Consider the following 20,373-nt stretch of genomic DNA (forward strand, 5'->3'; position numbering starts at 1 on the left):
CCCCGTTCAGGGCGGGACGCAGCCTAGCGTCCGCAGCATTTTTTATATTTGTTGCCGCTGGCGCACGGGCAGGGGTCATTGCGTCCTACCGTGGGCCGGGCTCCATCAACATAGTACCAAGTGTGATTGAGATCCAGAAAACGCGATCGTTCGTGAATCGCGCCGTTTTGATGCGTCGAGGGGGTATGAAAGCGGGCGATAAACTCGACAAAGCCTTCATGCGCATCGCGGCCCGGCATCGCGGCGATAACGCGGAGTCCCAGCCATTGGGTATCGGCAAAGCTGGCGATAATCGCCTCGCGCTCCGCCGCCATCTGGCAGTCGGGATGCCAGGTGGCGATCAGATAGTCGGCGTGGTGGGTGACAAAGGCGCTGTAGCGTGAGCGCATCAGTTGCTCCGGCGTTGTCGCCCGCTGCTCTCCGTTCAGGTAAGGGGCGCAGCAGTCAGAAAATAGGCGCTCGCTGCCGCAGGGGCAGGGCGCATCGAGAGGGTGGCGTAACGTCATAGGAATAACCATTTGCAACTATTGGTGAGAAAAGGTTAGGCGCAATATCGCCCGGCTTCTATTCTGATCATAATAACCAATATCCACCGTAGATAAGTAAAAATCTGATTTTTAGAAAACTGCGGGGAATCGCGCAATATATAACATTTTTACTGGTCGTCAGGGCAAGCGTGCCGATATTGAACCACACTAGGATCAGTCAGCGTATGAGAGGCCGGCCATGTCACAGGTGCTCACCGATAAACAGATTATGATCGTCGACGATGACGCCGTGTTTCGTCGCCTGTTGGCCGGGTATCTGACGACGCAGGGCGTCAGGGTCACCGAGGCGGCCAACGGACGCGAGGCGTTGAAACTGTATCCGCAGTGTCATCCCGACCTTATCCTGTGCGATTTATCTATGCCGGAAATGAATGGCATTGAGCTATTGCGCCACCTGCTGATGCGCGGCAGCCAGACCCCGGTAATGGTGATTTCGGCGACGGAGTCGGTCAGCGATATTGCCCGCGCGATGCGGCTCGGGGCGAAGGATGTCCTGCTGAAGCCGGTGCGTGATTTTACCCGCCTGAGGCAGATGCTGCTGGCCTGCCTCTACCCGGCGCTGTTCGATTCGCTGGCGCTGGAGGAGAATGCCCTGAGCCATGATTGGGCCGCGCTGCAGCGTGAGCCTGCGCAGGCTGTGCGGCTTCTGCGCCAGCTACAGCCGCCGGTTCAGCAGGTGATCGCCGGCTGTCGAGTCAATTACCGCCAGCTGACGGAGCCGGACAGCTGCGGCCTGGTGCTCGATATTGCGCCGCTGTCGTCGCGGGATATGGCGTTTTACTGCCTGGATACGACGCGTAGCGCAGAGTATGGCGTTCTCGCGGCGCTGATGATCCGCGCTATCTTTAACGCGCTGTTGCAGAGCCAGCTGGCCGCTCAGGAGCGACCATTGCCGCCTATGTCAGTGATCCTTAAACGCGTCAACCAGCTGCTGCGCAAGGCGGGGCTGCGCGGGCAGTTTCCGATGCTGGCCGGCTATTATCATGCCGTCAGTGGCAATGTGGTGCTGGTTTCCGCAGGGTTACACGCTCGGCTGGAGGCGGAGGATCGTACGGTTCAGCTGAGTGGCGCTATGCCGCTGGGAACCCTGGGGAGCATACATGTGAACCAGCTCAGCCTGCGCAGTCGACGTTGGCAGTGTCAGATCTGGAGCAGCGTAGGGCAGCTTCGCCTGATGCTGGCGGCACCGGAGCATCAGGCGCTACAGGCGCTACAGGCGCTGCGGCATCTGGCGCCGGGGGCCATCGCGCGGTAGGTGGCCCTCCGCGTTTTTCGGTATTTTCTGCTATCCTTTTTCTCATCAATCGGCGCTGTTCTGGGCGCTGTCGTTTGTTTATCCATTTGATCTTAAATACAGATGAAAGACATGCGCGTGATTACCGAGCTGGTATACTCGCTGAGAGTTTTGCATTCATATCGTTCGGTTATGGACGAGCGAACAATGCGCCATTCGTATAGAGAGGTTGTATGTCAACGTCAGTGAGAAAAGTAAAAAAAGCCGTTATCCCGGTGGCCGGATTGGGAACGCGTATGCTGCCAGCAACGAAAGCTATTCCTAAAGAAATGTTGCCGCTGGTAGATAAACCGCTGATCCAGTACGTGGTTAATGAGTGTATTGCCGCCGGTATTAATGAGATCATTTTAGTCACGCATTCATCGAAGAACTCCATCGAGAACCACTTCGATACCAGCTTTGAGCTGGAGGCGATCCTTGAGAAGCGCGTTAAGCGTCAGCTGCTGGCCGAAGTCCAGGCCATTTGTCCTAAGCACGTGACCATTATGCAGGTGCGTCAGGGACTGGCTAAAGGTTTAGGTCATGCCATTCTGTGCGCACATCCGCTGGTCGGCGATGAGCCTTTTGCCGTGATATTGCCTGACGTTATTCTGGATGAATACAGCGCAGATTTAAGCAGCGATAACCTGAGTGAGATGCTGCGTCGCTATGAGTCCACCGGCGCCAGCCAGATTATGGTTGAGCCGGTGCCGATGGCCGATGTTTCTAATTATGGCGTGGTGGATTGCAGCGGTGCGCAATTGGCTGCGGGGGAAAGCATTGCTATTCGCGCCGTGGTTGAAAAGCCGCCGCGCGATAAGGCGCCGTCTAACCTGTCTATCGTTGGCCGCTATGTTCTCTCTCCGGACATTTGGCCGTTGCTGTCTAAAACCCCGCCGGGAGCCGGTGAGGAAATTCAGCTGACGGATGCCATTGCCATGCTGCTTAAGAATGAAACCGTTGAGGCTTACCACCTGAAAGGGCGTAGCCATGACTGTGGAAATAAGCTGGGCTATATGCAGGCGTTTGTCGAGTATGGGCTACGTCATCCTGCGCTGGGCAAAGATTTTGCAGCCTGGATCAAAGGGCTGAATTTAAGCAAGTAAATCGGTAAATAAAAGATGGCGTCCTTGGGGGCGCCATTTTTTTTGTCATTATGCAACTAGACAAAGGTATGGGTTTTTGGGTACCTATAATTGATTAAATTCATGAATGAGACTATTCCTAATGGCGGTGAAGGGCGCAGCGGTAATAACCATACAGAAACAATCATTACCAATAATGAGGCGGTGTGCGGCGGTGGCGTTGGCAGGAGTGATGGGGAAAACAAAAATAGCCTCATCAGAGGCTATTTTTAACATAGGTACCGAGTGTCTCGATTAGATCAGGAAGTCGTCCAGAGACTTGCCCTGCTCTTCAATGGCGTTCTTGATCACGGCAGGGGTACGACCCTGACCGGTCCAAGTTTTGGTTTCGCCATTTTCGTCAACATACTGATATTTAGCCGGACGTGCAGCACGCTTGGTTTTGCCGGCAACCTTGGTGGCATTCATGGTCTGCAGCAGTTCATTCGGGTCGATGCCGTCTGCGATCAGCATTTCACGGTACTGCTGCAGTTTACGGGTACGCTCTTCGATCTCGGCCTGAGCTTGCTGATCTTCTTCGCGGCGCTCTTTTACCACGACTTCCAGTTTCTCCAGCATTTCTTCTAGAGTTTCCAGAGTGCATTCACGGGCCTGGGCGCGGAGAGTACGAATGTTGTTAAGAATTTTTAATGCTTCGCTCATTTTCCTAATCTCAAATTATATTGGTGGGGGCGTCATCTTTATAATAGAGTGCGACTTTATTTAACGCAATAGTGAATTTTGTAAGAATGGAAAAATATTCGTCGGTATGAGTCAAATATCGAGAGGCTGACCTTGTTAATATTTCACCCTATTATCTATATCACCGTACGACGCTGGCTAGGCCATTCCGTGTGCGGTTTTACCTGTTGATTAGCCGTTTAATGTATATAAATGCACCCTGATTCTGCCTTTGCGCGGACAATTGTCCGGGAAGTGCTTATGGTATGCTTGTCATAAACCTGCCGGAGACAACTGTTAGGTCGATCACTTATTTGCATGAATCACGTCATATTTATTCTGTAAGCACGCTCTCGTATGCCGGTAGATAAGTGCGGTTTGTACAGATTTTGCACATCGGCGAAGCGGTGTCTTGGGGAATAACCCGGACATCACGCGGCCCGGCATATATGGTAGAATCCTGCACATCAGGTGATTTTTTCGGTTTAAGGCTGTTTGATGGCACAACTTTATTTTTATTACTCTGCAATGAATGCCGGGAAATCCACGGCGCTGTTACAGTCCTCTTATAACTACCGCGAGCGGGGTATGCATACCCTCGTATTCACGGCTGAAATAGATAATCGCTATGCGGTGGGGCAGGTCAGCTCGCGTATCGGGCTGCACTCGCCTGCGATGCTGTATAATCAGCAGACCGATCTGCTGGCTGAGATCCACCAGGCGCATCGGCAGCAGTGTGTACACTGCGTTCTGGTCGATGAAAGTCAGTTTCTCACTAAAGCGCAGGTGCTGGCGCTGTCGACGGTGGTCGATGATTTAGATATTCCGGTGCTGTGCTACGGCTTACGGACCGATTTCCGGGCGGAACTCTTTCCCGGTAGCCAATATTTGCTGGCCTGGGCCGATAAGTTGGTAGAGCTTAAGACTATCTGCCACTGTGGCCGCAAGGCGAATATGGTGCTGCGTCTGGATCAGGATGGACGGGCGCTGAAAGACGGTGAGCAGGTAGTGATCGGCGGTAATGAGCGCTATGTCTCCGTTTGTCGTCGGCATTATAAGGAAATGCTCGGCGTGACCGCCCCGTAACCTCCCGTCGCTCATCCTCTGCGCGCGTCGCCCGGCGCGCGTTCAACGCCTCTCAGCCTCTCCAGCGCCTTCCTCAGGCCATGGCGCGGTGATCCGTCGATAACGACCGCCCCGCGTGCACCGCGCCGATATCGTTCCCGCTGAGCGCGATGCGGAGGCTGGCCTCATCCTGTGCAGATGCTCTCCTTACGCCGAGCCCTGTGTCCCGTGAACCACGGCGGCGGCATGGCCTTTGCACGCCGCACAGCACGCGGCGATGGCTGCGGTTAACCCCCACATCGGGCGGGCGCGCTACGGCGAGGGGAGACGCGTCTGGGGACGCGGAGAGGCGGGGGCGACGGCGCCGGGGGACGTGGTTGGGCGATAGATAAAGAAAACGGGCCCCGCGTAAGCGGGGCCCGTACAGTGATTTATGCCGATTGCATCAGTGCGCATCGGCATGGCGCGGGATTAATCAGGCTTTTTTGGCCTTCTTTTCCGCTTTCGGCGCGGCAACGGTCTTGCTTTCTTCCTGCGCGTGCTCGACGAACTCGCGGCCATAGTAGGTGTCCAGCAGAATTTGCTTGAGTTCGGCAATCAGCGGATAGCGCGGGTTGGCGCCGGTGCACTGATCGTCGAAAGCATCTTCGGACAGCTTGTCCACTTTCGCCAGGAAGTCGGCTTCCTGTACGCCGGCTTCACGGATGGAGGCCGGGATACCCAGTTCAGCCTTGATGCTCTCCAGCCAGGCCAGCAGCTTCTCGATCTTCTGCGCGGTGCGGTCGCCCGGTGCGCTCAGACCCAGGTGGTCTGCGATTTCAGCGTAACGACGACGCGCCTGCGGACGGTCGTACTGGCTGAACGCGGTCTGCTTGGTCGGGTTGTCGTTCGCGTTGTAGCGAATAACGTTCGAGATCAGCAGGGCGTTGGCCAGACCGTGCGGAATGTGGAACTCGGAGCCCAGTTTGTGGGCCATGGAGTGACATACCCCGAGGAAGGCGTTGGCAAACGCGATGCCGGCGATAGTGGCGGCGTTGTGCACACGCTCGCGGGCTACCGGGTTTTTAGCGCCTTCGGCATAGCTGGCCGGCAGGAACTCTTTCAGCAGTTTCAGAGCCTGCAGTGCCTGGCCGTCAGAGTATTCGTTGGCCAAAACGGAAACGTAGGCTTCCAGCGCATGGGTTACCGCATCCAGACCGCCGAAGGCGCACAGGGATTTCGGCATATTCATCACCAGGTTGGCATCAACGATGGCCATGTCCGGCGTCAGCGCATAGTCAGCCAGCGGGTATTTCTGCCCGGTCGCGTCGTCGGTCACCACGGCGAACGGCGTTACTTCAGAGCCGGTGCCAGAGGTGGTGGTGATGGCGATCATCTTGGCTTTGACGCCCATTTTCGGGAACTTGTAGATACGCTTACGGATATCCATAAAGCGCAGCGCCAGCTCTTCGAAGTGGGTTTCCGGATGCTCGTACATCACCCACATGATTTTGGCCGCATCCATCGGGGAGCCGCCGCCCAGCGCGATGATCACGTCCGGCTTGAAGGAGTTCATCTGTTCGGCGCCTTTGCGCACGATGCTCAGGGTCGGATCGGCTTCAACTTCGAAGAAGACTTCGGTTTCGATACCGTGTGCTTTCAGTACGTTGGTAACCTGGTCGGCATAACCGTTGTTGAACAGGAAACGGTCGGTGACGATAAAGGCGCGCTTGGCACCGTCGGTTGCCACTTCTTCCAGCGCGATCGGCAGGGCGCCGCGGCGGAAGTAGATAGACTTCGGAAGTTTATGCCACAACATGTTTTCTGCTCGCTTCGCTACCGTTTTCTTGTTGATCAGGTGCTTCGGACCCACGTTTTCAGAGATGGAGTTACCGCCCCAGGAGCCGCAGCCCAGCGTCAGGGAAGGCGCCAGCTTGAAGTTGTACAGGTCACCGATACCCCCTTGAGAGGCCGGGGTATTGATCAGGATACGGGCGGTCTTCATCTTCTCGCCGAAGTAGTTTACGCGCGCACCCTGGTTATCTTGGTCGGTGTACAGGCAGGAGGTATGACCGATACCGCCCATGGCAACCAGTTTCTCGGCTTTCTCGACGGCGTCTTCGAAGTTTTTGGCGCGGTACATGGCCAGGGTCGGAGACAGTTTTTCGTGGGCGAACGGCTCGGAGTCGTCAACGACGCTGACTTCGCCGATCAGGATCTTGGTCCCTGCCGGTACGCTGATGCCGGCCATTTCGGCGATCTTCTCTGCCGGCTGGCCTACGATGGCGGCGTTCAGCGCGCCATTCTTCAGGATGATATCCTGAACGGCTTTCAACTCTTTCCCCTGCAGCAGGTAGCCGCCGTGGGTAGCGAAACGCTCGCGAACCTTATCGTAGACGGCGTCAACGACGATAACAGACTGCTCGGAAGCACAGATAACGCCGTTATCGAAGGTTTTGGACATCAGGATAGAGGCGACGGCGCGCTTGATATCCGCGGTTTCGTCGATCACGACCGGGGTGTTGCCGGCGCCAACGCCGATGGCCGGTTTGCCGGAGCTATAGGCCGCTTTAACCATGCCCGGGCCACCGGTGGCCAGGATCAGGTTGATGTCCGGATGGTGCATCAGCGCGTTGGACAGCTCGACGGACGGCTCATCGATCCAGCCGATGATGTCTTTCGGTGCGCCGGCGGCGATGGCAGCCTGCAGCACGATATCGGCGGCTTTGTTGGTCGCCTGCTTGGCGCGCGGATGCGGGGAGAAGATGATGCCGTTGCGGGTCTTCAGGCTGATCAGCGCCTTGAAGATCGCGGTAGAGGTCGGGTTGGTGGTCGGTACGATGCCACAGATCAGGCCGGTCGGCTCGGCGATGGTGATGGTGCCGAAGGTATCGTCTTCGGACAGGATGCCGCAGGTCTTTTCATCTTTATAGGCGTTGTAGATATATTCGGAGGCGAAGTGGTTTTTGATCACCTTATCTTCCACGATACCCATGCCGGATTCAGCGACGGCCATTTTAGCCAGCGGAATACGGGCATCGGCAGCGGCCAGAGCGGCGGCGCGGAAGATTTTGTCTACCTGTTCCTGAGAGAAGTTGGCAAACTCGCGTTGGGCTTTTTTGACACGGGCGACCAGCGCATCGAGTTCAGCAGTGTTGGTTACAGCCATGAATGCTCTCCTGATAATGTTAAACTTTTTTAGTCAATCAGCCGCATGAGGCATACCAGTATAGATGCTGGTGCATCGCTTAGCCGGGCATTCGCTGCCGACGGGCTGCTAATTTGCTAAAACAGCTTAACGTGGGGGTAAGGTGGATGCCGCGTCGAATGCGTTATCCTGGCACCTTGCCGAGATGGCCATCCGTATCCATCTTTTTTGATATCGTCGAGCTTACTCATTCTTGGGTATTTGTTTTGTGATTAAGGTCACGAAAACGTCAAGCTGACACCATTCAGCATGGTTTTAATGAGAATGAATCTCATCTTTAACGAAAACTCAGCGCCTTTACGTATAAAAAACAACAAAACCGGTATCCCGTCGCCAAATTTAACTACAGACGATACTGCGCATATCGACGGCAAATAGTAAAAATTCTACGGTGGAATGATAGATCGGCGCAGTCATTTCAATTACATTACGCGCGATGACCATCATCTTTATATTGTGGAGCACATAGTGACTCAGTCTCTGCTGGACCTGTCCGGGTATATCAAATTCTTTATTGGCCTGTTCGCCTTGGTAAACCCGGTTGGGATCTTGCCCGTGTTTATCAGCATGACCAGCTATCAGGCCGCCGCGGCGCGCAACCGAACTAACCTTACGGCGAACCTGTCGGTGGCCATTATACTGATCACGGCGCTGCTGCTGGGGGATTCGATACTGAATGTCTTTGGTATCTCCATCGACTCTTTCCGTATTGCCGGCGGTATCCTGGTGATGACTATCGCCATGTCGATGATCAGCGGTAAGCTGGGTGAGGATAAGCAGAATAAGCAGGAGAAGTCGGAAACGGCTATCCGCGAAAATGTCGGCGTAGTGCCGTTGGCGCTGCCGCTGATGGCCGGCCCCGGTGCCATCAGCTCGACCATCGTCTGGAGCTCCCGCTATCACGGTTGGCAAAACCTGCTGGGCTTTTCGCTGGCGATCATCCTGTTCGCTTTCTGCTGCTGGCTGCTGTTCCGCGCCGCGCCGCTGCTGGTGCGATTGTTAGGGCAGACAGGGATCAACGTCGTAACCCGTATCATGGGGCTGCTGCTGATGGCGCTGGGGATTGAATTTATCGTCACCGGAGTGAAGGCCATTTTTCCCGGCCTGCTGTAATCGCGCGGGGCGGCGGGGACGTCGCCCCTGTAATAGATATATCTGCACAATATCGTTACTCATCTTATTTTTATTTTGCGATCGTCTTTGTCGACGGGTTAATTCGCCTACCTCGCGCCCATTTCCGTAAAATTCTCCTACACAGACGCTGACATTGTGTACATTGTCCGGCGTTTCTTCATCGTTTCCTCGATTTTAATTAGTTTTTTTATCTGAATAAATCTTATCAAATGTAATATTGTTTTGATTTTCAGCGAAAAGTTGAAATTTTAGACAATGCAAAATGCTTTAAGCTTATATTTTATGTTATATCAGTGACTTACAATTGATTTTTATCATGGGGGAGGGCAGTCTGTGAGAAAGCACGGAATACAACAGTGCTCACAGGCCATCAGTCGGTTCACCCAGGACGTCACGCACCTCTGCGGGCGTCGGTTCGCGAGACGACGCGCTCGGTAGCCCAGGATGCTATAGGAGATCGACCGCTCGGTAGCCGCACTGACCCAGCCCATCATCAAACGGCCATAGGCGCCGTTATTTTGTTACCCGGCAACAATAAATGCCAGCCGCCGCGAAGGCGGTATAAGGCAAGCTGCAGCGAATGAACCGTTCCTTCATTACCGCAGTGAATAAATAACGATGTTGACCCGCCTGCCCGCAGGCTTCCTTTCGAATACGGGAGTGGTAGTAATGAGCAAACACATCATTAAAAAAAGTATGTTAACCCTTGGGATTTGCAGCGCACTGGGCGTCGCGGCGATAGCGCAGGCCGCCGAGGTTCCGGCCGACGTAAAATTGGCGGCTAAGCAGGAGCTGGTCAGAAATAATGGTTCTGAGGTCTCCTCTCTCGATCCGCACAAGATCGAAGGGGTGCCGGAAAACAACGTGACCAACGATCTGCTGGAAGGGCTGACGCAGCACGATAGCCAGGGGCAGACGATCCCGGGCGTCGCGCAGCGCTGGGAGAGCAAAGATAATAAAGTGTGGGTATTTTACCTGCGTCCGGACGCGAAGTGGTCCAACGGTGACCCTGTCACCGCAGAGGACTTCGTCTATAGCTGGCAGCGGATGGCCGACCCCAAGACCGCATCCCCCTACGCGAGCTATCTGCAGTATGCCCACGTCGCGAATATCGATGACATCATCGCCGGCAAACAGGATAAATCCGCCCTGGGAGTCAAGGCGCTGGACGATCGCACGTTCCAGGTGACCCTGAGCGAGCCGGTCCCCTACCTACCGGAGATGACCGCGCACTATGCGATGAAGCCGGTCAACAAGGCGGCGGTAGAGAAATTCGGCGACAAGTGGACTCTGCCGCAGAATTATGTCAGCAACGGCGCCTATAAGTTGAAGGACTGGATCGTCAACGAGCGCATCGTGCTGGAGCGAAACCCGCAGTATTGGGACAATGCGAAGACGATCATCGATAAGGTGACCTTCCTGCCCATCGCATCGGAAGTGACCGATGTGAACCGCTATCGGGCCGGCGAGATCGATATGACCTATAACAATATGCCGATCGAGCTGTTCCAGAAGCTGAAGAAGGAGATCCCCGAGCAGGTGAAAGTGGATCCCTATCTGTGCACCTACTATTACGAGATCAATAACCAGAAGCCGCCGTTTAACGACCCCCGCGTGCGCGAGGCGCTGAAGCTGGGGCTGGATCGCGATATTATTGTGAATAAGGTCAAAAATCAGGGCGATCTGCCGGCATACAGCTTTACGCCGCCCTATACCGACGGCGCCGCGCTGACGCAGCCGGCCTGGTTTGGCTGGTCGCAGGAGAAGCGCAACCAAGAGGCCAAGAAGCTGCTGGCGGAGGCGGGCTATGGCCCGGGCAAGCCGCTGACCTTTAATCTGCTCTACAACACCTCCGATCTGCACAAGAAGCTGGCGATTGCCGCGGCTTCGATCTGGAAGAAAAACCTGGGGATCGACGTGAAGCTGGAGAATCAGGAGTGGAAGACCTTCCTCGATTCGCGCCATCAGGGCAATTACGATGTCGCTCGCGCCGGCTGGTGCGCCGACTATAACGAGCCGAGCTCTTTCCTCAATATGATGCTGTCGACCAGCAGCAACAATACCCCGCACTACAAGAGCCCGGCCTTTGACCGCATTATGGCCAGTGCGCTGCAGGCGCCGGACAAAGCCGGCCGCGCGACGGTCTACCAGCAGGCTGAGCAGCAGCTGGACCGTGATTCAGCCATCGTTCCCGTGTATTACTACGTTAACGCCCGTCTGGTGAAACCCTTTGTCGGTGGCTATACCGGCAAGGATCCGCTGGACTATGTCTACGACAAAAACCTTTATATCGTTCAACATTAATTGCGCGTCGTGCGGCCGGGAAACCGGCCGCCGGCGTGGCTGACAGCCCGCGAGGCTGATGTACAGGGTTTGGGCTATGCTAAAATTTATCTTCCGTCGCTTCTTGGAAGCGATTCCGACGCTGTTTATTCTGGTCACCATCTCGTTTTTTATGATGCGTCTGGCGCCGGGCAGCCCGTTTACCGGTGAACGCACGCTGCCGCCAGAGGTGATGGCCAATATCGAAGCCAAATACCATCTTAACGATCCCATCTGGAAGCAGTATGGCCACTACCTGCTGCAGCTCTCTCAGGGGGACTTTGGCCCCTCGTTCAAATACAAGGATTATTCGGTCAACGATCTGGTGGCCGCCTCTTTCCCCGTTTCGGCCAAGCTGGGCTTTGCCGCCTTTGTCATGGCGGTTGTGCTGGGGGTCTCTGCCGGGGTCATCGCGGCCCTGAAGCAGAACTCGCGCTGGGACTATGTGGTGATGACCTTTGCCATGACCGGGGTGGTGATCCCAAGCTTTGTGGTCGCGCCGCTGCTGGTGCTGATCTTCGCCATCTCGCTGCACTGGCTGCCGGGCGGCGGCTGGAACGGAGGGGCGCTGAAGTTCATACTGCTGCCGATGGTGGCGCTGTCGCTCTCCTATATTGCCGGTATCGCGCGCATTACCCGCGGATCGATGATCGAGGTGCTGCACTCTAACTTTATCCGCACCGCCCGGGCCAAGGGGCTGCCGCTGCACCGCATTGTGCTGCGCCATGCGCTGCGCCCGGCGCTGCTGCCGGTGCTCTCCTACATGGGGCCCGCTTTTGTCGGCATCATTACCGGCTCGATGGTCATTGAGACTATCTACGGCCTGCCGGGGATCGGCCAGCTGTTCGTCAACGGCGCGCTGAACAGGGACTACTCGCTGGTGCTGAGCCTGACGATCCTGGTCGGCACCCTGACGATTGTCTTTAACGCTATCGTTGACGTGCTGTACGCCGTAATCGATCCCAAAATCCGTTACTGAAAGAGGCGCCTATGTTCGTTAATAAAAACAGCGCCGCCGCGGTGAGCAGCTTCAGCGAGCAGCTGGACGTGGAAGGGCGCAGCCTGTGGCAGGATGCGCGCCGCCGCTTTATGCATAACCGCGCGGCGCTGGTCAGCCTGTGCATTCTGTTTCTGATCGCCCTGTTTGTGATATTCGCCCCGATACTGTCGCCGTTTGCCTACGACGATACCGACTGGGGGATGATGTCGGCGGCGCCGGCGCTGGAGGGGGGGCACTACTTCGGTACCGACTCCTCCGGGCGCGATCTGCTGGTGCGTGTCGCCATCGGTGGACGTATTTCGCTGATGGTCGGGATTGCCGCCGCGCTGGTGGCCGTGGTGGTCGGTACGCTATACGGTGCACTCTCCGGTTACCTGGGCGGTAAGGTGGACTCGGTGATGATGCGCATGCTGGAGATCCTTAACTCGTTTCCCTTTATGTTCTTTGTCATTCTGCTGGTGACCTTCTTTGGCCAGAATATTTTGCTGATTTTTATCGCGATCGGCATGGTTTCTTGGCTGGATATGGCGCGTATTGTCCGCGGACAGACCCTGAGTCTGAAGCGTAAGGAGTTTATCGAGGCGGCGCAGGTGGGCGGGGTGACGACGGGGCGTATTATCCTACGCCACGTGGTGCCCAACGTGCTGGGCGTGGTGGTGGTGTACGCGTCGCTGCTGGTGCCGAGCATGATCCTGTTTGAATCGTTTTTAAGCTTCCTGGGGCTGGGTACCCAAGAGCCGCTCAGCAGCTGGGGCGCGCTGCTGAGCGATGGGGCCAACTCGATGGAAGTGTCTCCCTGGCTGCTGATCTTTCCGGCCTCTTTTCTGGTGATCACGCTGTTTTGTTTTAACTTTATCGGCGATGGGCTACGCGATGCCCTCGACCCGAAAGATCGCTGAGGAGCGCAGAGATGAAATCCAGTTTACTGAACGTACGCTCCCTACGCGTGACCTTCGCAACGCCGGACGGCGACGTCACGGCGGTCAACGATCTTAACTTCTCGCTGGACGCCGGCGAGACGCTGGGGATCGTCGGTGAGTCCGGTTCGGGAAAGTCGCAGACCGCGTTTGCCCTGATGGGGCTGCTGGCGCCGAATGGACGTATCGACGGGTCGGCCAGCTTTGATGGCCGTGAGATCCTAAATTTACCGGAGAAGGCCCTGAATCGCCTGCGCGCCGAAGAGATCGCCATGATCTTTCAGGACCCGATGACCTCCCTCAACCCCTATATGCGCGTGGGTGAGCAGCTGATGGAGGTGCTGATGCTGCACAAGGGGATGAGCAAGGCGCAGGCGTTTGATGAGTCTGTGCGGATGCTGGATGCGGTGAAGATGCCGGAGGCGCGTAAGCGCATGCGCATGTTCCCCCATGAGTTTTCCGGCGGGATGCGCCAGCGCGTGATGATTGCGATGGCGCTGCTGTGCCGCCCACGGCTGCTGATTGCCGATGAACCGACCACGGCGCTGGATGTGACGGTACAGGCGCAGATTATGACGCTGCTCAATGAGCTGAAGCGCGAGTTCAATACCGCGATCATCATGATCACGCACGATCTGGGGGTCGTGGCCGGTATCTGTGACAAGGTGCTGGTGATGTATGCCGGGCGAACCATGGAGTATGGCCAGGCGCGCGACGTGTTCTATCACCCCTCGCACCCGTACTCCATCGGGCTGCTGAACGCGGTGCCGCGTCTGGATGCTGAGAACGGAGCACTGCTGACGATTCCAGGCAACCCGCCGAACCTGCTGCGTTTGCCGGCCGGCTGCCCGTTTCAGCCGCGCTGCCCCTATGCCGATGCCGGCTGCGATGCGGCGCCGCCGCTGGCGGCCTTTGGCGATGGGCGTCTGCGCGCCTGCTTCAGAACGGTGGAGGAACTGGCATGAGTGGGTCAATGAGTGACAAAAACGTATTGCTGGAAGTGGCCGAACTGCGGGTCCATTTTGATATTCGAGACAGCAAGGCCTGGTTTTGGCAGCCGCCCAAGCGCCTGAAGGCGGTGGACGGTGTGACCCTGCGCCTGTACCAGGGGGAAACCCTGGGGGTTGTCGGCGAGTCAGGCTGCGGCAAGTCGACCTTTGCCCGCGCGCTGATCGGTCTGGTGAAGGCGACCTCCGGTAGCGTCAGCTGGCTGGGGCGCGATCTGCTGGGCATGAACGAAAAGCAGTGGCGAGAGGTGCGCAGCGATATCCAGATGATCTTTCAGGATCCGCTGGCGTCGCTAAACCCGCGGATGACCATCGGGGAGATTATTGCCGAGCCCCTGCGGACCTATTATCCGCAGATGGCGCGCGGCGAGGTGCGCGACAGGGTGAAGACGATGATGATGAAGGTGGGCCTGCTGCCCAACCTCATCAACCGCTATCCGCACGAATTCTCCGGCGGTCAGTGTCAGCGTATTGGGATTGCCCGGGCGCTGATCCTGGAGCCCAAGCTGATTATCTGCGACGAGCCGGTGTCGGCGCTCGATGTGTCGATTCAGGCGCAGGTGGTCAACCTGCTGCAGTCGCTGCAGCGAGAGATGGGGCTGTCGCTGATCTTCATCGCGCACGATCTGGCGGTGGTGAAGCATATCTCCGACCGCGTGCTGGTGATGTATTTGGGACATGCGGTGGAGCTGGGTACCTATGATGAGGTGTATCACAACCCACAGCACCCCTACACCAAGGCGCTGATGTCGGCGGTGCCGGTGCCGGATCCCGATAGGGAGCGCAATAAGCAGATTCAGCTGCTGGAGGGGGAGCTGCCGTCGCCGATCGATCCGCCGTCGGGCTGCGTGTTCCGCACCCGCTGTCCTCAGGCCGGACCGGAGTGCGCACAGACCCGGCCGCTGCTGGAGGGCAGCTTCCGCCACGCGGTCTCCTGCCTGAAGGTCGATCCGCTGTAGCCGAGCGGCGCGCTAAAAAAACCGCCTGACGGCGGTTTTTTTACTGGACGCGGCGCATCGGCGCTACTCTTTCCACAGGATATGGCACATTTTATGATCCTTCTCCCGGCAGATCAGAATGCGGGCGAAGACATCCTCGATATCGTCGCTGTCCGGATTCCCGTCGGTCAGGCCGATCACGACCTCGGCAAAGAAATCGGGGTTGAGCTCGACATCGACATGCTCCTGCCAGTCTTCGGCCGGATCGAACAGTTCGGCGGCGCCGCGCTGCTCAAACTGCAGGTTAAACAGCAGCACGTCCGCCGGATCCAGGTTGTCCGCCGCCAGCTCCAGAAAAATATCGTAGGCCTGATCCAGGGTCTCTTCTTCGCTCAGGCGGTTGTTTAAATCCATCATCTCAGTATCTCATTGAGGCCGCGGTCGGGGTGTGGCCGACCCGCGGACGGTTACAGCAAAGGGCTGAAAAAGTAAAAGAGGCGTTCGACGACGCGCTGCCACAGCGGGCGTTTTAACCATTCCAGCGGATCCAGCAGGGAGGAGCGCGCGATATAGTCCTCCTGTACGCAGGCGAGATCGCTGCCGAAGCCGTCATCGTCGATGACCAGCGTAATTTCAAAATTAAGCCACAGGCTGCGCATATCCAGGTTGACGGTGCCGACCAGACTGAGCTGACCGTCGACCAGCACGCTCTTGGTATGCAGCAGACCGCCCTCAAACTGATAGATTTTAACGCCGGCGGCCAGCATTTCGGTAAAAAAGGCGCGGCTGGCCCAGCCGACCATCATCGAGTCATTCTTTTTCGGCACGATGATCGAGACATCGACGCCGCGCTGGGCGGCGGTACAGATGGCGTGCAGCAGGTCATCGCTGGGCACAAAATAGGGGGTGGTCATCACCAGCTGCTGGCGCGCGGAGTAGACGGCGGTCAAGAGCGATTGGTGGATCAGCTCCTCCGGGAAGCCAGGGCCGGAGGCGATCACCTGAATGGTGTGACCCGACTCTTTTTCGAAGGGGAGGATATTGCATACCGGCTCCGGCGGCAGAATGCGTTTACCGGTCTCCATTTCCCAGTCGAAGGCATAGTAGATGCCCATGGTGGTTGCGACCGGCCCCTCCATACGCGCCATGACATCGATCCACTGTCCGACGCCGGCGTCCTGCTTAAAGTAGCGCGGGTCAACCAGGTTCATGCTGCCGGTATAGGCGATAAAGTTGTCGATCAGCACCACCTTGCGGTGCTGACGCAGATCCATGCGGCGCAGGAAAACGCGCAGCAGGTTGACCTGCAGCGCCTCGACGACCTCAATACCCGCTTCGCGCATCATGGCCGGATAAGGGCTGCGGAAAAACGCCACGCTACCGGCCGAATCGAGCATCAGGCGGCAGCGTACGCCGCGTCTTGCCGCCGCCATCATCGCTTCGGCAACTTGATCGGCCAATCCGCCGGGCTGCCAAATATAAAACATCATCTCAATGCTGTTATGCGCCAGCGCAATATCGCGGATCAGGGCATTGAGCGTGTCATCGGTAGAGGTGAGCAGCTGTAGCTGGTTACCCTTGACGCCGGCAATGCCCTGGCGCCGTTCGCACAGCTGGAACAGCGGTGCGGCAACCTCGCTGTTATGGGTGGCAAAAATGCTGCGACAGCTGCGCAGATCGGCCAGCCAGCGGGCGGTGGATGGCCACATCGCGCGCGCGCGTTCGGCGCGGCGTTTTCCCAGATGCAGCTCACCAAAGGAGAGATAGGCGATAATGCCGACCAACGGCAGAATGTAAATGATCAGCAGCCACGCCATGGCGGAGGGAACCGCCCGGCGTTTCATTAATATCCGTAACGTGACGCTGGCGATCAGCAGCCAGTAGCCAAAGATCGCCAGCCAGCTGATTACTGTATAAAAAGTGCTCATAACCGCAGGTTGTCCTTGCACAAATCCATCAATTGAGAGTTTACGCACAGATATACAAAGAAGAAACCTTTAGCGGTTAAATATATACAGATCGTGGTGGGCAGCGCTTTTTATACGATGGGTCCGTTCGGGGGTTGGTTTGTCTCTCAGGGGGGGTATAATCGCAGCGCAATTATCCGGAGGGGTACAATGCGACACAGTCGAAATGAAGTAGGGCGCTGGCGTATGCTGCGTCAGATCCATCGGCGGCGTAGCCGCTGGCTGGAAGGTCAGTCACGCAGAAACCGTCATATCTATTGCATTCGCCGTTTACACAGAATTCAGCATCACCGTTCTTTGCTCTATTCCGTTGCCTACGAGTGGTAGTCATTCAGCCCCGCGCAGCGGGGCTGAGGTCATATTTCGCCCGTCGGCTATTGCCCCAGATAGGCGTTCAGCATCCACACCTGCTTTTCCTGCTGCTTAATATAGTCGCTCATCAGAGAGACGGTTCCTTCGTCCGACGCGTCCGTCGCCAGCTGCAGGATTTCCCGCTGCTGCTGCAGCAGCAGGGCATAGCCGCTCAATAATCCCTGCAGGGTGCCGCGATCGTCGGTGATATCGACGTCCTCTTTGATATCGGCGCTTTTCAGATAGTCGCTGAAGGCGTGACGCGGGCGATAGCCGAGCGTCAGGATCCGCTCGGCCAGCTCATCAACTTTCAGCAGCAGATCGTTATAGGTCTCTTCAAACTTAACGTGTAGCTCAAAAAACTGCGGGCCGCTGATATTCCAGTGGTAGCCACGCACATTCATATACAGGATCTGGTAGTTGGCCAGCAGGACATTGAGTGCATCGGCCAGCGCGGCTGATTTTTTGGGATCCAGACCGATATGGGTTTTGGCGTTCTTTTTACTGTTTGCCATTCTGCATGCTCTCCTTGGATGACAGGGTGGATAGCGGCAGGCGCGCTGGACGCCAATCACCGCTGAATACAGTGGGATAGCCCGTTTTTTATCCATCCTGCCAGAGTCGGCGGCAGAGATCCAGCCCGCGTGACGCGGGCAGGCGACGCCCGCCATAAGCGACAGGTGAGAATAAAAGCAGCGAACGCATTTATCCGAATTATCATGATATTGCGACCCGCGAGGAATCAGGGTAGACTGCCCGGCATCACAGCAATGTGACAGAAAAGCGCATTTAGCATTTTAATGGAATCTCCATGTAGCCCCGGCTAAGTGCGCTTCTCTGAGGTAAGGAAAAGCCCGCGAATGCGGGCTTTTTTCTTTGTTTTTTTCAGCGCTGATGCGGCGTTAGAACACCTGTTTGTAGGGGGTTACGCTGACTTGGCGGTAGACCCCGGCGGCAACGTAAGGGTCGTTTCCCGCCCATGCCTGAGCCTGGCTCAGCGATTCAAATTCGGCGATCACCGCCGAGCCGGTGAACCCTGCGGCACCGGGATCGCTGCTGTCGATCGCCGGCAGGGGGCCGGCCGTCAGCAGACGGCCCTGATCGCGCAGCGTCTGCAGCCTGGCCAGATGGGCCGGGCGCGCCGCCAGACGCTGCTGCAGCGTATCTGGTGCATCCTGAGCATAAATCAGGTACAACATATTCTCCTCCTTATATTTATTCGAGCCAACCGAGGCTAGTGTGCTCTGGTTTTGGCCTCTCTCGAGAGGGCATAGACGCAGAGCCTGACGCTGGGGGAAATGCGGCGCCGCCTAAGCCGATACGTTAAGGTATCGTTGTCATAGGCGCAATATCCGTACCGTCGGCGCAGAGGATAATCCGTGCGGCCGCACAGTTTTACGCTCTCTGACAGTTCGCAGTTGAATATGATTGCTATTTGCATTTAAACTTGGCGGCAACACGCGATGTCCATTTACCCATTGAGTTACCAACACCTTGTCGGCTGATAAATTAACCCTGAAGCGATTTTTCCTGGTCCGTCGCCTTTCTTGGCCGATGGCGCTATCGGTATCCCTACATGCCTCGCTGATTGCTGGATTGCTGTATGCCTCTTACCATGAGATCCGCCCACAGCCTGCCGAGGAGGCGGGGCAGATCCAGGCGATAATGGTCAATCCGGCCATGTTTGCCGCCGTCGGGCAGGCGGCGTCTGCCCCACAGGCCGCGACGGCATCGCCTGCGCCGCAGGAGGCCAGTGCGGCAGCGGCACCGAGCGTTACCGCGCCCACGGCGCATAAGGAAAAAGAGCCGCCGCCGCCCGAGGCGCCGAAGCCGAAGCCGAAGCCGAAGCCGAAGCCGAAGCCGAGCGAGAGGGCGCAGCCCCGTAAACGAGAGGTGAAACCGGCGCCGCCGAAGGCGAAACCACCGGTACCGACGCCGCAGGCGACGGCGGCCAAGGCGGTATCACCTATGCCGCAGGCGGCGACGTCGCCGGAGAAGGTCCCCGGCGCCGCGCCCAAGGCGACGGCAGGCGCTCAGCTGGGTGTGGCGAGCGGTCACGCGCCGGCGGCGAGCGGTGGGCCGCCTGTGGCCTCGGGCGCGCCGCAGGCGGCCAGTCGTCCTGAGCCGGTCTATCCCCAGCGTGCGCTGGCGCTGCATATTGAGGGGCGAGTGAAGCTGCGCTTTGACGTCGACAGCGAGGGGCGCGTCGGCAATGTCACTATCCTGTCGGCCGATCCGCCCGGGGTGTTTGAGCGCGAGGTCAAGCGTGCTGCGCGGCGCTGGCGTTACCAGCCCGGGCGCCCGGGGCAGAACGTCGAGGTGACCGTCTATTTTCGGATCGATGGCCGGACGGCCGTCGAGTAAGCGCACGCCGGGCCAACGCTGGCCCGGCGTAGGGGAGGGGCTATTGCGCGGCGTCGTTGCGGAAGTTGGCCTTCCCCGCCGGCAGCGCGCGGGATTTATTCGCGTCGTTGACCGCGACATAGGTAAACACTGCCTCGGTAACGCATTCGCGCTGTCCAATCGGCTCGGAGGCGACCTTTTTCACCCAGACCTCAATGTTCACGGTGATGGAGCTGCGACCGGTGCGGATGCAGTGGGCATAGCAGCACACCACATCGCCTACCGCCACCGGCTTAAGAAAGGTTATCGCGTTCACTGCCACGGTAACCACGCGCCCCTCTGCGATCTCTTTTGCCAGGATAGCGCCGCCAATATCCATTTGTGACATGATCCAACCGCCGAAGATATCCCCGTTAGCGTTGGTGTCGGCCGGCATAGCCAGAGTACGCAGAACAAGTTCACCTGCCGGTAAACGCAGTTTTTCGCTCATAGTAAATGTCAGTCTTGATGTCTCAG

At 57.3% G+C, this 20,373-nt stretch carries 20 protein-coding genes; 12 read left to right on the forward strand and 8 right to left on the reverse strand.

All coding sequences use genetic code 11. The annotated features are described in order from the left end of the window. Window positions 1–23: 23 nt before the first annotated feature. Complete coding sequence (locus L1P05_RS07345; protein ID WP_012848353.1) at window positions 24–506, reverse strand: YchJ family protein; 483 nt, start codon at window positions 504–506, stop codon at window positions 24–26. Between the two features lie 220 nt (window positions 507–726). Between L1P05_RS07345 and rssB the strand changes: the two genes are divergently transcribed. From rssB to L1P05_RS07360, 3 genes are all read left to right on the forward strand, one after another. Further along, window positions 727–1,803: a two-component system response regulator RssB gene (rssB, locus tag L1P05_RS07350; protein WP_012848355.1), complete on the forward strand. Its 1,077-nt coding sequence runs from the start codon at window positions 727–729 to the stop codon at window positions 1,801–1,803. A 212-nt stretch (window positions 1,804–2,015) separates the two neighbouring features. Then, window positions 2,016–2,927 (forward strand): UTP--glucose-1-phosphate uridylyltransferase GalU, encoded by a 912-nt coding sequence (gene galU / locus L1P05_RS07355; protein ID WP_012848356.1) that lies wholly within the window; start codon window positions 2,016–2,018, stop codon window positions 2,925–2,927. A gap of 102 nt (window positions 2,928–3,029) precedes the next feature. Then, complete coding sequence (locus L1P05_RS07360; RefSeq protein ID WP_012848357.1) at window positions 3,030–3,179, forward strand: hypothetical protein; 150 nt, start codon at window positions 3,030–3,032, stop codon at window positions 3,177–3,179. Window positions 3,180–3,200: 21 nt separating this feature from the next. Here L1P05_RS07360 and hns read toward each other — a convergent pair whose 3' ends face one another. Beyond that, a complete protein-coding gene (hns, locus tag L1P05_RS07365; protein WP_015461379.1) occupies window positions 3,201–3,608 on the reverse strand; it encodes a histone-like nucleoid-structuring protein H-NS in 408 nt (135 codons plus the stop codon). Window positions 3,609–4,124: 516 nt separating this feature from the next. Here hns and L1P05_RS07370 point away from each other — a divergent pair. Beyond that, entirely contained in the window at window positions 4,125–4,712 is a 588-nt protein-coding gene (locus L1P05_RS07370; RefSeq protein WP_012848359.1) for a thymidine kinase, read from the forward strand. 454 nt (window positions 4,713–5,166) lie between these two features. Here L1P05_RS07370 and adhE read toward each other — a convergent pair whose 3' ends face one another. Beyond that, window positions 5,167–7,839 (reverse strand): bifunctional acetaldehyde-CoA/alcohol dehydrogenase, encoded by a 2,673-nt coding sequence (gene adhE / locus L1P05_RS07375; RefSeq protein ID WP_012848361.1) that lies wholly within the window; start codon window positions 7,837–7,839, stop codon window positions 5,167–5,169. A gap of 507 nt (window positions 7,840–8,346) precedes the next feature. Between adhE and L1P05_RS07380 the strand changes: the two genes are divergently transcribed. The 6 genes from L1P05_RS07380 to oppF all read left to right on the forward strand — a co-directional run bounded on the left by L1P05_RS07380 (window position 8,347) and on the right by oppF (window position 15,217). Continuing rightward, on the forward strand, window positions 8,347–8,991 hold the full coding sequence (locus tag L1P05_RS07380) for a YchE family NAAT transporter (protein ID WP_012848364.1): 645 nt from the start codon (window positions 8,347–8,349) through the stop codon (window positions 8,989–8,991). A 690-nt stretch (window positions 8,992–9,681) separates the two neighbouring features. Further along, window positions 9,682–11,316, forward strand: a complete 1,635-nt coding sequence (oppA, locus tag L1P05_RS07385; RefSeq protein ID WP_012848365.1) for an oligopeptide ABC transporter substrate-binding protein OppA — start codon at window positions 9,682–9,684, stop codon at window positions 11,314–11,316. A gap of 76 nt (window positions 11,317–11,392) precedes the next feature. After that, window positions 11,393–12,313, forward strand: coding sequence for an oligopeptide ABC transporter permease OppB (gene oppB, locus L1P05_RS07390; RefSeq protein ID WP_012848366.1), 921 nt, complete (start codon window positions 11,393–11,395; stop codon window positions 12,311–12,313). Window positions 12,314–12,324: 11 nt separating this feature from the next. Beyond that, window positions 12,325–13,233, forward strand: coding sequence for an oligopeptide ABC transporter permease OppC (gene oppC, locus L1P05_RS07395; RefSeq protein ID WP_012848367.1), 909 nt, complete (start codon window positions 12,325–12,327; stop codon window positions 13,231–13,233). Between the two features lie 11 nt (window positions 13,234–13,244). Next, window positions 13,245–14,216: an ABC transporter ATP-binding protein gene (oppD, locus tag L1P05_RS07400; RefSeq protein ID WP_012848368.1), complete on the forward strand. Its 972-nt coding sequence runs from the start codon at window positions 13,245–13,247 to the stop codon at window positions 14,214–14,216. Continuing rightward, window positions 14,213–15,217, forward strand: a complete 1,005-nt coding sequence (oppF, locus tag L1P05_RS07405) for a murein tripeptide/oligopeptide ABC transporter ATP binding protein OppF (protein ID WP_012848369.1) — start codon at window positions 14,213–14,215, stop codon at window positions 15,215–15,217. Before oppD ends, oppF begins: the two co-directional genes overlap by 4 nt. 63 nt (window positions 15,218–15,280) lie before the next feature. Here oppF and L1P05_RS07410 read toward each other — a convergent pair whose 3' ends face one another. Both L1P05_RS07410 and cls read right to left on the reverse strand, forming a co-directional pair. Further along, window positions 15,281–15,610 carry an HI1450 family dsDNA-mimic protein gene (locus L1P05_RS07410; protein ID WP_015461382.1) on the reverse strand — a complete coding sequence of 110 codons (330 nt, stop codon included), beginning with the start codon at window positions 15,608–15,610 and terminating at the stop codon, window positions 15,281–15,283. 53 nt (window positions 15,611–15,663) lie between these two features. Further along, entirely contained in the window at window positions 15,664–17,124 is a 1,461-nt protein-coding gene (cls, locus tag L1P05_RS07415) for a cardiolipin synthase (RefSeq protein WP_012848371.1), read from the reverse strand. A gap of 189 nt (window positions 17,125–17,313) precedes the next feature. On the opposite strand from cls, the gene L1P05_RS07420 reads away from it, so the two are divergent. Further along, a complete protein-coding gene (locus L1P05_RS07420; RefSeq protein ID WP_071525666.1) occupies window positions 17,314–17,490 on the forward strand; it encodes a YciY family protein in 177 nt (58 codons plus the stop codon). Between the two features lie 47 nt (window positions 17,491–17,537). On the opposite strand, the gene L1P05_RS07425 is transcribed toward L1P05_RS07420, so the two are convergent. Both L1P05_RS07425 and L1P05_RS07430 read right to left on the reverse strand, forming a co-directional pair. Beyond that, complete coding sequence (locus L1P05_RS07425; protein ID WP_012848373.1) at window positions 17,538–18,029, reverse strand: Dps family protein; 492 nt, start codon at window positions 18,027–18,029, stop codon at window positions 17,538–17,540. 387 nt (window positions 18,030–18,416) lie between these two features. Continuing rightward, entirely contained in the window at window positions 18,417–18,713 is a 297-nt protein-coding gene (locus L1P05_RS07430; RefSeq protein WP_012848374.1) for a YciI family protein, read from the reverse strand. Window positions 18,714–19,008: 295 nt separating this feature from the next. Between L1P05_RS07430 and L1P05_RS07435 the strand changes: the two genes are divergently transcribed. Then, window positions 19,009–19,878, forward strand: coding sequence for a TonB family protein (locus L1P05_RS07435; protein WP_012848375.1), 870 nt, complete (start codon window positions 19,009–19,011; stop codon window positions 19,876–19,878). A gap of 40 nt (window positions 19,879–19,918) precedes the next feature. On the opposite strand, the gene yciA is transcribed toward L1P05_RS07435, so the two are convergent. After that, window positions 19,919–20,347: an acyl-CoA thioester hydrolase YciA gene (gene yciA, locus L1P05_RS07440; protein ID WP_012848376.1), complete on the reverse strand. Its 429-nt coding sequence runs from the start codon at window positions 20,345–20,347 to the stop codon at window positions 19,919–19,921. Between the last annotated feature and the right edge of the window lie 26 nt (window positions 20,348–20,373).

Source organism: Edwardsiella piscicida, from assembly GCF_021733145.1.
In the GTDB taxonomy this organism is placed as follows: Bacteria; Pseudomonadota; Gammaproteobacteria; order Enterobacterales; family Enterobacteriaceae; genus Edwardsiella; species Edwardsiella piscicida.